Source organism: Pseudooceanicola sp. NS-SX8 (assembly GCF_057380755.1).
Map to the genome: position 1 here is coordinate 1,627,357 of NZ_CM170819.1, position 13,479 is coordinate 1,640,835.

General features: G+C 59.3%; 12 protein-coding genes. 11 read left to right on the top strand and 1 reads right to left on the bottom strand.

Annotated elements, in window-relative coordinates; translation table 11 throughout:
- The first annotated feature begins 98 nt into the window (after window positions 1-98).
- From AC2IR1_RS07430 to AC2IR1_RS07455, 6 genes are all read left to right on the top strand, one after another.
- Complete coding sequence (locus AC2IR1_RS07430) at window positions 99-980, top strand: hypothetical protein (protein ID WP_486475646.1); 882 nt, start codon at window positions 99-101, stop codon at window positions 978-980.
- Window positions 981-983: 3 nt separating this feature from the next.
- Entirely contained in the window at window positions 984-1,517 is a 534-nt protein-coding gene (locus AC2IR1_RS07435) for a restriction endonuclease (RefSeq protein WP_486475647.1), read from the top strand.
- 412 nt (window positions 1,518-1,929) lie between these two features.
- Window positions 1,930-3,246: a hypothetical protein gene (locus tag AC2IR1_RS07440; protein WP_486475648.1), complete on the top strand. Its 1,317-nt coding sequence runs from the start codon at window positions 1,930-1,932 to the stop codon at window positions 3,244-3,246.
- 134 nt (window positions 3,247-3,380) lie between these two features.
- The gene (locus AC2IR1_RS07445) at window positions 3,381-4,628 is read left to right on the top strand and encodes a hypothetical protein (protein WP_486475649.1); all 1,248 of its coding nucleotides are present in this window, start codon (window positions 3,381-3,383) and stop codon (window positions 4,626-4,628) included.
- A gap of 258 nt (window positions 4,629-4,886) precedes the next feature.
- Window positions 4,887-5,090: a DUF6538 domain-containing protein gene (locus AC2IR1_RS07450; RefSeq protein WP_486475650.1), complete on the top strand. Its 204-nt coding sequence runs from the start codon at window positions 4,887-4,889 to the stop codon at window positions 5,088-5,090.
- 282 nt (window positions 5,091-5,372) lie between these two features.
- Window positions 5,373-6,296, top strand: a complete 924-nt coding sequence (locus tag AC2IR1_RS07455; protein ID WP_486475651.1) for a GNAT family N-acetyltransferase — start codon at window positions 5,373-5,375, stop codon at window positions 6,294-6,296.
- A 64-nt stretch (window positions 6,297-6,360) separates the two neighbouring features.
- On the opposite strand, the gene AC2IR1_RS07460 is transcribed toward AC2IR1_RS07455, so the two are convergent.
- Window positions 6,361-7,650, bottom strand: a complete 1,290-nt coding sequence (locus AC2IR1_RS07460) for an NAD(P)/FAD-dependent oxidoreductase (protein ID WP_486475652.1) — start codon at window positions 7,648-7,650, stop codon at window positions 6,361-6,363.
- A gap of 238 nt (window positions 7,651-7,888) precedes the next feature.
- On the opposite strand from AC2IR1_RS07460, the gene AC2IR1_RS07465 reads away from it, so the two are divergent.
- The 5 genes from AC2IR1_RS07465 to AC2IR1_RS07485 all read left to right on the top strand — a co-directional run bounded on the left by AC2IR1_RS07465 (window position 7,889) and on the right by AC2IR1_RS07485 (window position 13,431).
- Complete coding sequence (locus AC2IR1_RS07465) at window positions 7,889-8,257, top strand: cupin domain-containing protein (protein WP_486475653.1); 369 nt, start codon at window positions 7,889-7,891, stop codon at window positions 8,255-8,257.
- A 181-nt stretch (window positions 8,258-8,438) separates the two neighbouring features.
- Window positions 8,439-9,812, top strand: a complete 1,374-nt coding sequence (locus tag AC2IR1_RS07470; RefSeq protein WP_486475654.1) for an aminotransferase class III-fold pyridoxal phosphate-dependent enzyme — start codon at window positions 8,439-8,441, stop codon at window positions 9,810-9,812.
- Window positions 9,812-10,723: a 2-hydroxyacid dehydrogenase gene (locus AC2IR1_RS07475; protein WP_486475655.1), complete on the top strand. Its 912-nt coding sequence runs from the start codon at window positions 9,812-9,814 to the stop codon at window positions 10,721-10,723. The genes AC2IR1_RS07470 and AC2IR1_RS07475 overlap by 1 nt, the downstream gene beginning before the upstream one ends.
- Before the next feature lie 302 nt (window positions 10,724-11,025).
- Complete coding sequence (locus AC2IR1_RS07480; protein WP_486475656.1) at window positions 11,026-11,757, top strand: HAD-IA family hydrolase; 732 nt, start codon at window positions 11,026-11,028, stop codon at window positions 11,755-11,757.
- A 63-nt stretch (window positions 11,758-11,820) separates the two neighbouring features.
- Window positions 11,821-13,431 (top strand): ABC transporter substrate-binding protein, encoded by a 1,611-nt coding sequence (locus AC2IR1_RS07485; protein WP_486475657.1) that lies wholly within the window; start codon window positions 11,821-11,823, stop codon window positions 13,429-13,431.
- Window positions 13,432-13,479 lie beyond the last annotated feature (48 nt).

Below are 13,479 nucleotides of genomic sequence, written 5' to 3' on the forward strand. Positions count from 1 at the left end.
CAGACATCTTAAGACACCCAGAATCCGCGTGTCAGGGTATGGTTTGGGGTGGTCTGAGGATCTATGGTTCTTTTTGAGATGCACTGCGAGGAAATCCGATGGCCTTTATTCGAAATTGCTACGTTTCAGCTCCTGCCGGACTGGACATCTCAAAGCTTGGGAGGATCTTGAACTCAAAAGGTGTGCAGATCGTCGGCGCCGAACGCATGCCATCTTTCTCGGGCTTGGACTCCTCAACTCAAGCAATCACTTCAGCTGACTTGGTCATCGGCGTTCTAACTCGCGAACGGGACTCACAGTGGGTGCTCTTTGAACTTGGTCAAGCGCACGCTCTGGGGAAACGAATCCTGATAGTTGCCTATCCCAGTGCAGGGAGTATTCCCTCTCAGTTTCGCAAGCTTCTTATTGTCCGCTCTAATTTGAGTGACTTGCAGGCAGTCGAATTCGCGCTGGATCAGGTCCTTGCTGCACCCGATAAGACGAACAGAGAACCGAATGATCAGGCCAGTTTCGAGCGCCCGGTCGATTACCAAGCCATCGCCCATCTGAGGGAGGCAAAAACAGTTGGGTATCAGGGACATAGAGAGGTTGAGGAACTGGTTGCTCAGGCTCTTCGTGCCGGTGGTGCTGAAGTTGTTGTAGAGTCGGGTACACCAGATCATGGCGCAGACTTGGCTGTTTGGTCTGACCTATGGTCTCCAACAATAGCCAATCCGTTGTTGGTCGAGATCAAAACCAGCGTACATGGTCGGACGCAGGCAGAACGAGTGGCGTCTCAGTTGCAGCACTATGTGCAACGAGCCGGATCCGGCATTGGTCTACTAGTTGTTGTCAAAGGAGCAGACGAGTTTTCAAGATTGCCAAAGTCCAAGATGAAACAGTTACTGGTCCTTTCTTTGGAGGAGTTGATCGACGGGATACAAAATACTGGGCTGCAAGAAACTATACTTGGCGCCTTGACCAATAAACGGGTGGGCTGAGATATGGCGCAACTCGATCAAGCAACCATGCAGCAATTTGTAGACACGGGAAACGCCGCGCCAAATACTGCAGTAAAAGGTCAAGCTTTAGAAGACTTAATCTGCTACGTGTTTGGTGAGGTTCCAGGTATTTCAGTTACTATGAGAAATGCTATGAACGCGTTCCATAATGAAGAGATTGACGTAGCGCTCTGGAATGAACAGGTCGCTGAAGGCTTCCCCTTCCTATCAAACATTGTTCTCATTGAATGTAAAAACTGGTCCAATGCAGTAAGTAGTGTCGAAGTGAACTGGTTTGACACGAAACTCAGGAATAGAGGATTAGACTTTGGAATCCTTGTATGTGCCAACGGCATAACCGGTGATCAGCAGCAACTCACAGCGGCCCACGACACAGTATCGAAGGCACTTATGGAGAAGCGCCGACTGGTGGTTGTAACCGTAGCCGAGTTACTGGCAATGGTAGACACAAGCAATTTGGTTGATCTCATCAAAGAGAAATTATGCACGTTGGCGGTAAGCGGCACGATTACCTGACAATGCTGGGTGAAAATGTGAGAAGCTAAAGGCGCGGTTTGGAGCGACGGAATCCATGTTGGGTGCGATAGTATTCCGAGTTTTAGTGGAATGATAGGTAAAGAATTTGATGACGGGCAGGTCGGAAATTGATTGAAAAATATAACCAGCCACAAAAAAACACGCACGTACAGCGGCACTAAAGCACGCCGTCGAAATTATAACAGACAATCGCAAAGAAGGGGTAATTGTCGGCGAACACTATGTTGGTCAAGTCAAGGCAACATTGCAGGCAAGAGGCGGATATGACAAGGCTGCATCCAGCCCATGCAATGACAACACCATCAAAGCATGGGAGGGGTTTTGGAGATCAAAAGTTGGTGTAAAGCACCCATCCGAGCTTTTGGTCGCCTATCTTGCTGGGCCAGAGCCGATGAACGATTTTCAAGTCCTCGTGGATCTGGGAGTTCATCCCCTCAACATTTACGCCTTTGAGACAGATAATCGAGTTTTCAATGAGGCGCTGGAGAACGCCAAGAATTCAAAATTTCCATTGATCAAGATATTCAAAATGCCGATGGATCGATACCTTCAATCCGTCCCTCTTACGTTCGATATAATCTATTTTGACGCCTGTGGTCCTTTGCCGAGCACCTCTCAGCGAACCTTAAGAACAGTCGCTAACGTGTTCCGGTATCAAAGGCTGTCTCCATTAGGTGTGCTGATCACGAACTTCGCGAAACCCGACGTTGAGGACATTGATCAGCTCAACGCTTCTTCTGACATCATCGCGTCCTACCTTTACCCAAAGCCTATGCTAGAGTCGGGTAGCTCCGATTGGAACATGACAGACGGCCCGGTCGCTCATGGAAAGACGCCCAAAGAAGAAAATTCAGAAGACTCATTTTTTCACGAAGTGAGGGCAGATTTCTCCAATTACTATGGGCAGTTCATCACTCGGCAGCTCTTTGACATCGCGTCGTTTATCATTCCATTGATGCGCTTAGACAGCAACGGACTGTGGTCATACTTCTTCAAAAAGTCGCCGCGTGATCTCGTTCCATTCACCTCATCACAGATGAATTTTTCGGAAGATTTCAGCGGCGGAGATTACATCGTTGATCCCGACATGAGCGCAGTTGCGTGGAGCATGACGGCGCTCGAAAATAAAGGGGGGGCTGACTATCTTTCTATTGAGGCAAAGTCTAAGAAACTGGTTGATACTTGGATGAGGGAATTGGGCGGTTCGCCGGATGCGAAGGCGTCAGAGGTAATCCACGCCTACATGTATCTGCGGAGTGATCGAACGGGCCAATTTCTCAAGGAGCCAATGCGTGACCTGCTGAAGGAATATCGATACGCCCAAAATATGTTTCAGTTTTGCGATGTTCCTACAGATGAATTGGCGCTGTTTCCTATCCTAGCTCAGTTCTCCATGCCGTATCACTATAACGTCAGCCAAACACGGCGTTACAGTTACGTCGCTGACGGGAAGTCCACGGAAATGTTCCTTGACGTAGTTCCATTTGATACATGCAGGTATATCTATGATTGGTTGCCTTCTGCCGAATTGACACCCGATGCATTCGACATGACTTCACATCAACTAGTATTTCGCTTCGTGCTAGATGGTTTGATGAAACATACCATCAGATACAATAATGAGTATGTTTTTGGAGGGCATGTGGTTGGAGTAAATGAAACCGGTTACTCAGAGCGCCTTTTGCAACCTCGCAGCCACATCACTTAACTTCGCTTCATGGAGACAAGGTTCAGGCACAGGCATATACGTTGTTTTGCGCATTTAAACAAATGAACGGACACAAACCCGATACATGTTTCTAGGGAACAGTTGTCTGCAATCCCAAGTGAAAGTCGATTGACGTGAAGCTGTTTGAGAACGAAGGAAAAATGCAGGAATGGCTTGAGGGCGAGATAGCCGCCCGAGAAAGTCTGTCCGAATTGATCGATGAGTTCGCCAAAGATTGCGACAGCCCAACCTCGCGGGCCGGGAAAAAGATTGATGACGCCTACCGGTACTGCATTGAATCTCTTCATATTTTGGAAGTCATCGCTACAGACGAAGACATTGCATTGGCCAAAAAGGACAGGTTAAGGCCAGATATTCTCGCCTATGCGCCCGAAACTCAGAGCATTGTGATAATAGAATTGAAGAACATATCAGGCCCAACTCGGGAAGCCGGAACCGAGCTCTCTGCCTATTGTGCTGAGATTAACAACTATCTTCCGTTCATCTCTGATGCGGACATAGTGAATGTTATCGTGTCCAATGAGTGGCCAACGTTGCTGCGCCGACATGTAGTCCAAGATATTCTGTGGCGCGGGCGCAAATTACTTTGCCTTCGCCCATATCGCGCTGGAACAGAAATTCGCTTGCAGACTGTTTCGCCCATGGAACTTGGTTGTGCTGAAGTTGACTTGAAATTGGCTACGCAACACATGGGCGGCTTCCAGCTTTGCCTATACGACAACGAACTGTATTCCAAAGAGCCAGATCGCACTCGCCTCGACCAGTACTTGCCTCAAATGCGTTCTGCTATGTCAGCGATGGCTGCAAAAGGCAACTTGGCAGGAAACCATGGCTTTGCATTCCTCTGGAAAGACGACTGGGAACTCAGCCTTGCGCCGTACAGCATCACAATCCTGAACGTTGCAGCCTTCAATCGGCTTGATCGCTTCCTTATCGACCTCCCGCAAGGCCAAAACTTGAGCGATATACAAGAGCGCTTTCTTAGGCTGGCTACAGAGCATGCCCCCGAGGGGCATGGTCAATCATTGAATGAACTGACGAACGAAGCCGAGCGTTTCCTCGAAGCGTTTTGTTCACCACGGCCCGAGGGTTTCACAACTTGGCCCGCGTTGCGGCATGTCATGGACGGTCGAGCAGAGTATATGTCGTTCGCAGCGTGGGGGTTTTGGGGGGAGCGTCATCTTGAGCTACTGCAGGAAAAATATGCAGCCGGGCAAAACCCCGTGTTCGACTCGCCAGAGCTAGGGTTCGAGCTTGTAGCCAAGGTGCTAGATCCAAACGTTCCGTACATCGATCTCGCCCACAGCGGTTGGGGCGATGACGATGATGATTGGGATGATGACGGAGAAGAACTTGTCTAACTGGGTGCACTATGGGTGCAAGAATTGCCGAGTTAGAATGGCTCAGCCTGATACACTATGTTCGGCGCTGAAACGTGCAAGTTATTGATGGCGAATGTTCATTGCTTCGGAATGCTCAAGTTTGGAGCTGCATGAGTAGAGCCTAAGGAAAATTGAAAATCCTCGTGTCGGTGGTTCGATTCCGCCCCCGGGCACCACTTTCTTCGGCTAACCTGTTGATACGCCTGAAGCTTCTACGACGGATGCCTGTGGTAGGACATGGCGTATGGCATTGCCGTACGGCCTGCGGCCACCAAGCGGGGTATCTTCTGCTTAGAACGGCGTGTGCCGAGCGATCTGAAGAAGCACCAGCCCGGCAAGATCTGCTTCTCGCTGCATACCAAGTCCACGACGGTGGCTGCCTCTCGCGCTCAGCGCGCGGCGCAGCGGCTCTACGTATTGGGGGGGCTTGATGGTGTCTGACCGTCGCGGTGCGGCTTGTCGCCAGGGCGGACCAAGGCTTGCTCCCTCATTCCGTTGCCCGGACAGGTGGAGGAGCGTCGCGTGCCGCCGCAGTTGGCGAAAGGGGCTCTCCACCCTATCCAGCTCTGGTGCCTTCGGCTGCGCGGGGCGGCAATTCGAGGCATAAAGTTTTTGAGAGCCTGAAAATTCGGTGGAAAACGCTCCGCCGTTCGCGCGATAAATCACTGAAGGGGCCCGGCTGGGATGCGGGGCCCGCAGGACGATTGAGAGCGGAACAAGCGAATGGGCAGCAACGCGCGTTACAAGGCCTTCATGGCCCCGGAGACCAGCGACGAGGGGGACCTGCTGCAGTTCGAGAACTACAATGCGACGCTGAGCGAGGTCGATGCCTCCAAGCTGCCGCTTCTGCATGAGCTGGCGATGTCGGTCTTCTGGCCGCATCGAGGGCGTGACATTTCCCTCTTCATCAAGCTCGGGCAGGGCTACATCGCCCTGGATGAGATCGGCCGTCCGCTCGGATCCGCGATGTATTTCCCGCTAGGTGACGATTTCGCCATGCTGGGGATGATGGTGGTGACACCGCGCCTGCAGGGCGGGGGGGCAGGGCGGCGTCTGCTGCGGCGGATCATGCGCGAATGCGAAGGCCGGCAGCTGCGGATTACCGCGACGCGCTCCTCCCGCAGCTTCTACGAGGCGGCCGGGTTCGAACCCGTGTGCGAGATCATTCAACAGCAGGGTATCGCCAAGCCGATCAAGCTGCCCGATCCGTTGCCGGGGCTGACCCTGCGCGCGATGACCTCTGCGGATCACGAGGCGGTGCTTGCGCTGGACAGGGGGGCCTATGGGGCGGATCGGACACGGATCATGGCCGCGCTCTTCCCCATGTCCGAAGGCGTGATCGCGGAGCGGGAGGGCAAGGTGATTGGATATGCCATGAAGCGTCCCTTCGGCCGCGGCACCGTGGTGGGGCCGATCGTTGCCCCTGATGACGAAACGGCGATGCAAATGGCCGCGCCCCTGATCCGATCCTGTGAAGGCAAGTTCACGCGTGTCGACACTGCCGAAGCCAACACCGGTTTCCGCGCGTTCCTTTCTGCTGCGGGGCTGGGCGCATATGACACCGTTACCGAAATGCGCCTAGGCGACGCCCGTCGTCCCCTGAGCGGGACACGGGTCTTCGGCATGGCATCCCATTCGCTGGGCTGAAGCCACGCTTGCCTGAAATGCGAAAGGCCCGGGGGATCTTCCGGGCCTTTCGCGTTTGCAGGGCTCAGGACAGCTTGTCCTTCAGGCCGAAGTACATGCCGACCAGGGGCAGGAACCAGGGCGTGCCCGTGTGCATCGGGATCGTCGGCCAGTCGAGCCCGTCCAGCGGGTTGGTGTCGGTCCGGCCCATGGCCATGTCGGCAAGCGCCTGGCCGATCAGGGTCGACATCTGCGCGCCGTGGCCCGAATAGCCCATTCCGTAGAACATGCCTTCTGCCTCGCCCGCGCGGGGATAACGATCCTGTGTCATGCCGACCAGACCACCCCAGCAGTAGTCCAACTGGATGTCGGCCAGATGCGGGAAGGTTCGGGCGAAGCTGCGGCGCAGGATCTCTCCGGACTTGGCGTCGGATTGCTGGTTCGACACCGCGGAAAAGCGTGCCCGCCCGCCAAAGATGATGCGGTTGTCCGGCGAAAGGCGGAAGTAATTCCCGATGTTGAGCGTGGTGACGTAGGTGCGGTTGCCGGGCAGGGTGGCTGCGACCTCTTCCTCGTTCAGTGGGCGGGTGGCGATGATGAAGGACCCGACAGAGATCATGCGGCGGCGGAAGTACTGCAGCTTCGCGCCCTTCTCTCGGCCCGAGTAGGCGCCGGTGGCCAGGATCACCCGGTCCGCAGACAACTTGCCGTTGGGCGTCGTCAGTTCCCAACTGGAACCGCTACGTTCGCGCGACTGAACCGGGGCACCTTCCCAGATCTTCGCACCATGGCGCGCCGCGGCCTCGGCAAGACCTGCCACGTAGCGGCCCATGTGCATCATCGCGGTCTTCTCGTAGAGCATGCCGCCGTGGAAATCCTCCGACACGACCTCCCCGGCAAGCTCGCTCCGGTCGATCCAGCGTGTCTCGGGGTCGACCTCACGGTTGATCAGCTCGAAGTTGGCGCGCAGCCCGGCCACGTGCGACGGCTTGGATGCGAGCTTCAGCTTGCCGCAGCGACGGAAGGAGCAGTCGATGCCTTCTTCGGCGATGACGTTTTCGATCATGTCGATGGAGCGGTCGTAGGCCTTGTAGAGCCTGTGCGCGCGTTCGGCCCCCAGGTGCGACTTGGCGCTGGCATAGCCATGGGCGATGCCGTTGTTCAGGTGTCCGCCATTGCGGCCCGAACCGCCGGCGCCCACATGCGCCGCTTCCAGCAATGCGACCGACACGCCTTCACGGGCCAGTTTGCGGGCGGCGTTCAGGCCGGTAAACCCCCCGCCGATCACCACGACATCAAAGCGGCCCTCGACCGGCCCCTCTTGTGCAGAGCTGAAGGCCGGCGCGGTATCGTGCCAGTAGGAGGAGAATTTCATGACGTCTTCCTTCGACGGGGTCGGTGTCCGCGGGACCTTGGGCCGGGCGGGCTGTTAGGGGCAGCTTGCGGCGAAACGGGAAACATCGCTTGCCGCAGTCGTACGGCAAAAAGCACGAAATTGCATTTCCGGGGGCAGGGACGGCACGGCGTTGCGTGGCCCCGGTGACTTCGGTGCAAGGCGCGTGAGGAATGCGGGCAGATTGGCCGCGAAACAGACCCATCCCGGAAAGACCGACATGACCAAACTGATCCCGATCACCACCTCGCCCGACTTCGCGCCCAAGGAAAGCATCTGCGCCGAAGAAAACCGCGTCGAAGGCATCCCGGAGTACAGGAGCTGGAACCTCGACACCGCCATGAACAAGGCCAGGGACTGGGGCCAGGTGCGGACCGGCATCTGGGAAATGAGCCCGGGCGCGCATGTCTCGATCAAGGGCGAGACATTCGAGTTCTGCCACATCCTGTCCGGCAAGGTCGTGATCAGCGAAAATGGTGGCGAAAGCCACACCTTCGGTGCGGGCGACAGCTTCATCATGAAGCCCGGCATGGAAGGCACGTGGAAGACGATCGAGGCGGTGAAGAAGATCTACGTGATCGCATCGTGACCCACCGTCGCCCGTTTGCTGCAACGGCATGAAATTCGGTCCGGTCCGGGCAGGGCGGCGCAGAATGCCGCCCACCGGCCCGGATCGGCAAAAGCCGCCGCAGGGCTTGCCCTATCCTGCGGCCAAGGGCCCGCCGCCGGGACGTTCCGGCAGGAGCCCGCAATCCTGGAGATACCCACCCGTGCTGACCAATTCTCTTGTCGAGCTTGACCGTCGTCACCTCGTCCATCCCGTTTCCTCCTTCCAGGGCCACGAAGAGCGTGGCGTGCGCATCCTGAAGTCCGCCAAGGGCGCCCGCGTCACCGACGTCGAGGGCCGCGAGCTGATCGATGGCTTCGCAGGCCTGTGGTGCGTCAACGCCGGCTACGGCCACCAGAGCGTGATCGACGCCGCCACCCGCCAGATGCAGGAACTGCCCTATGCCACCGGCTACTTCGATCTGGGCGCCGAAGCCCCGATCCGTCTGGCCGCCGAACTGGCCGAGCGCGCGCCGGGCGACCTGAACCACATCTATTTCTCGCTGGGTGGTTCTGACGCGGTCGACAGCACGATCCGCTTCATCCGCTATTACTGGCACTCCAAGGGGCAGCCGGCGCGGGATCAGTTCATCTCCATTGCCAGCGGCTACCATGGATCGACCACCATGGGCGCGGGTCTGACCGCGCTTGGGGCCTTCCACGAAGGCTTTGGCGTGCCCTACGACTGGCAGCACAAGATTGCGTCGCACGACCTTTATCGCAATCCGCTGGCCGGGGATGATGCCGCCGTCATTGCTGCCTCCGTGGCCGAGCTGAAGGCCAAGATCGAAGCCATCGGGCCCGAGCGCGTCGCGGCCTTCTACTGCGAGCCGATCCAGGGGTCCGGCGGCGTGCTGGTCCCGCCTGCGGGCTGGGTCAAGGCAATGCGCGACCTCTGCGCGGACTATGGCGTGCTGTTCGTGGCCGACGAGGTGATCACCGGGTTTGGCCGCACCGGCCCGCTCTTCGCCTGCGAGGACGAGGGCATCGTGCCCGACCTGATGACCACCGCAAAGGGCCTGACCTCCGGCTACGTGCCGATGGGCGCGGTCTTCATGCGTGACCACGTCTACGAGACGATCGCGGAAGGTGCGGGCGCCAAGGCCGTGGGCCATGGTTTCACCTATTCCGCGCACCCGGTCTCTGCCGCCGTGGCGCTGGAGGTGCTTAAGCTCTACGAAGGTGGTCTGCTGGACAATGGCCGCAAGGCTGGCGCCCGTCTGATGGCGGGCCTTGAGGGGCTGAAAGATCACCCGCTGGTGGGCGACGTGCGCGGCCGTGGCATGCTGGCCGCCATCGAGCTGGTTTCGGACAAGGCGAAGAAGACGCCGCTTCCGGCCTCCGTGCAGCCCGCGACGCGGCTCTTTGACCGGGCCTGGGAAAAGGGGCTGATCATCCGCTCCTTCGCGCAGGGCGTCTTTGGCTACGCGCCGCCGCTGTGCTGTACTGACGAGGACATCGACGGCATCATCGACCGTACGCGCGCCGTGCTGGACGAGACGCTGGAAGATGCGGACGTGCGGGCGGCACTGGCCTGATGGGGCTGCTCTTCCTTGGCGATCCGCCCCGTGCGGAGGTCTGGGCAGAGGTTTTCGACGGCACCGGAGAGGTGCTCTGGCAAGATGAGGCGGCGGTCGGGGATCCGGCCGCCGTCACGCATCTGGCCTGCTGGAAACTGCCCGAAGACCTGTCGCGCTATCCCAACCTGCGCATGGTGATCTGCCTGGGGGCGGGCATCGACCAACTGGGCCCTGTGCCTGCGGGCCTCATGGTCGTGCGCGCCCTGTCACCCGGCATCACGGAGATGGTCCGCGACTGGGTGGTGATGGCCACGCTGATGTTGCATCGGGACATGCCGCTGCTGCTGGAGCAGGCCACGCGGGGCGACTGGCGCGGGCTGGCCTCTTGTCCGAGCGGCGCGCGACGGGTGGGTATACTCGGCCTGGGCCGCATCGGGATAAGCGTCGCGCAGGTGCTGGGTGGGATGGGCTTCCCGGTCGCGGGCCTCAGCCGCTCGGGTCGGGCGATCGAGGGCATGGAGGTCTATGGACCCGGGGACGAAGACCTGTTCCTGTCCCGCACCGACCTGCTGATATGCCTGTTGCCGCTGACCGAAGAGACCCGGGGAAAGCTGGACGCCGGCTACCTTGCGAAACTGCCCGTGGGCGCGCGTCTGGTACAGGCGGGGCGTGGCCCGCAGCTGGATCTGGACGCCCTCCGCGCGGCATTGGATCGCGGGCAACTGACCTCGGCCATGCTGGATGTAACCGACCCTGAACCACTGCCTGCGGACCACTGGTGCTGGCGCGATCCGCGCGTGGTGGTGACGCCGCATATCGCGTCTTTCAACCCGGCGGGGCAGGGGGCGGAACACGCCCTGGAGGTGCTGCGGGCCGAACGCGAGGGGCGTGCGATCCCCGGGCTGGTCGCGGCCGATCTGGGGTATTGATCCCGCCCTGGGGCCTGCCTGCACAGGCTGGGCAGGCCCTTTTGAGGACGCGGAGCGAAATGCCGCACCGGCCTGCACTACAGAACAATCTGCCGCGCGGGTGCTGCAATTTGGCACCCCGATGGCGCCTCCGACAGGCACTCTTTCCCCATGGCGCCCCGGTGGGATTGGGAAAAGCCCTGTTTTGCAAGGTTTCTTCCACGACCGGCTTCGCACGGCAAGAAATGCCGCGCGGATCCCCGGGGCGAAACAAGATTCTGCTGTGCTGCTCCCCCGGCACGATGACGAAAGGACCGCCCCAGATGGCGACTGAGACTGCTGTGAAACCCCTGACCGCCTTCGCTTACGTCACCTTTGACGTCGTGGGCACGCTGATCGACTTCGAAGGCGCGATCAAAGACGGGCTGGCCCAGATCGCTGCGAAGGAAGGCGTGGACATCGATGGCGAGGCCGCCCTGAACGTCTACCGCGATGCCCGCTACGAACCCGGCGCGCTGCGTTTCCCCGATGACCTTGGCCGCTGCTATTCGCGCGTCGCCGCGGCCTTCGGCCTGCCGGATACCGAAGAGTACCGGCAGCTGATGATCGACACCGTGGGTGAGGCCAAACCCTTCCCCGACAGCGCCGAGGCCATGGCCAAGCTGAAGTCCCGCTACAAGCTGATCGCGATGACCAACGCGCGTCGCTGGGCCTTCGAAAAGTATTCCGAGAAGCTGGGCAACCCGTTCTGGGCCGGTTTCACCACCGACGACACCGGCTGCGAGAAGCCGAACCCCGACTACTTCCACCAGGTCTTTGCCTACGTGGAAAAGGACGGCGGTTCCAAGGATGACATCCTGCACACGGCGCAGAGCCAGTACCACGATATCGGCATCTCGCGAGAGCTGGGCATGACCAACGCCTGGATCCAGCGCCGGCACGCGCAGAAGGGCTACGGCGGGACAATCGAACCGAAAGAGTTTACCGAGCCCGATTACCATTTTCACGCCCTGATCGAGCTGGCAAATGCCGCCGAGACGGCGTTCGAAGCGTGAAAACCCCCGGCCCGGCAGGCTAGAACCATGCCGGGCCAAATCAAAATCAACAGGGAATACAACATGACCAAGACTCCGACGAACTGGACCGGCCGTGACGACGCCATGGTCGAGAACATGATCCGCAAGGGCGCGTCCCGCCGTGACCTGCTGAAGATACTGTTGGCCTCCGGTGTTGCCTTCTCCGCCGGCAGCTCGCTTCTGCTGCGCGCCGATGCCGCCCTGGCCGAGACCCCGGTTTCCGGCGGCTCGCTTCGCGCCGCGGGCTGGTCCGCCTCGACCGCTGACACGCTGGACCCGGCCAAGGCCTCCCTGTCGACCGACTACGCCCGGATCTGCGCCTTCTACAACCGCCTGACCTTCCTCGCCGATGGCGGTGACGTGCAGATGGAACTGGCGGAAGAGTTTGCCTCCGACGACGCCAAGACCTGGACCATCAAGCTGAAGTCCGGCGTCCAGTTCCATGACGGCAAGACCCTGTCGGCCGCCGATGTCGTCTACTCCCTGTCGCGCCACAAGGACGAGGCCGTCGGCTCCAAGGTGAATTCCATCGCCAAGCAGTTCGACGAGATCACGGCCCTGGACGACCTGACCGTGAAGATGGTCCTGACCGAGGCCAACGCCGACCTGCCGACGATCCTGGCGCTGCATCACTTCATGATCATCGCCGACGGCACCACCGATTTCACCAAGGCGAACGGCACCGGTGCCTTCATCTGCGAGGTCTTCGAACCGGGCGTGAAATCCGTGGGCACGAAGAACCCTAACTACTTCAAGGACCAGGGCCCCTACCTGGACAGCTTCGAGTTCATCGCGATCGCCGACAATACCGCGCGCCTGAACGCGCTGATGTCGAACGACATCCAGCTGGCCGGCGCCGTGGGCCCGCGTGCATTGCGCATGCTGGAAGGTCAGTCCACTGTCCGCGCCAGCACCACCACCGTGGGCAACTACACCGACCTGAACATCCGCCTCGACATGGAGCCCGGCTCCAAGGCGGAATTCGTGCAGGGCATGAAGTCCCTGATCAACCGCGAACTGATCCACAAGTCCGTCCTGCGTGGTCTGGGTGACATCGGCAATGACCAACCCGTCTCGCCGACCAACCGTTACTACAATGCCGACCTCGCCCCGGCGGCCTTCGATCCCGAAAAGGCCAAGCACCACTTCGAGAAGGCAGGCGTCCTGGGTACCGAGATCCCGCTGGTCGCCTCCGACGCTGCGGGCTCTTCGGTCGATATCGCGACCGTGCTGCAGCAGACCGGCCAGCAGATCGGCATGAACCTGAAGGTCGATCGCGTGCCTTCCGATGGCTACTGGTCGAACTACTGGCTGAAGGCGCCGATCCACTTCGGCCACATCAACCCGCGTCCGACCCCGGACATCCTGTTCTCGCTGCTCTACTCCTCTGACGCGCCCTGGAACGAGAGCCACTGGAAGTCCGAGAAGTTCGACGGGATGATGCGCGAAGCCCGTGGTATGCTGGACGAAGAAAAGCGGACCGCGATCTATCACGACATGCAGGCAATGGTCGCAAGCGACGCCGGCACGATCATCCCGGCCTTCATGGCCAACGTCGATGGCGTCTCCTCCAAGGTGGGCGGCCTGACCGCGAACCCGCTGGGCGGCCTGATGGGCTTTGCCTTCGCCGAATACGTCTGGCTGAAGGCCTGATCCGGCACCCGCCGGCAGGCCCTTCCCCCGCCGGCGGGACATTCACGA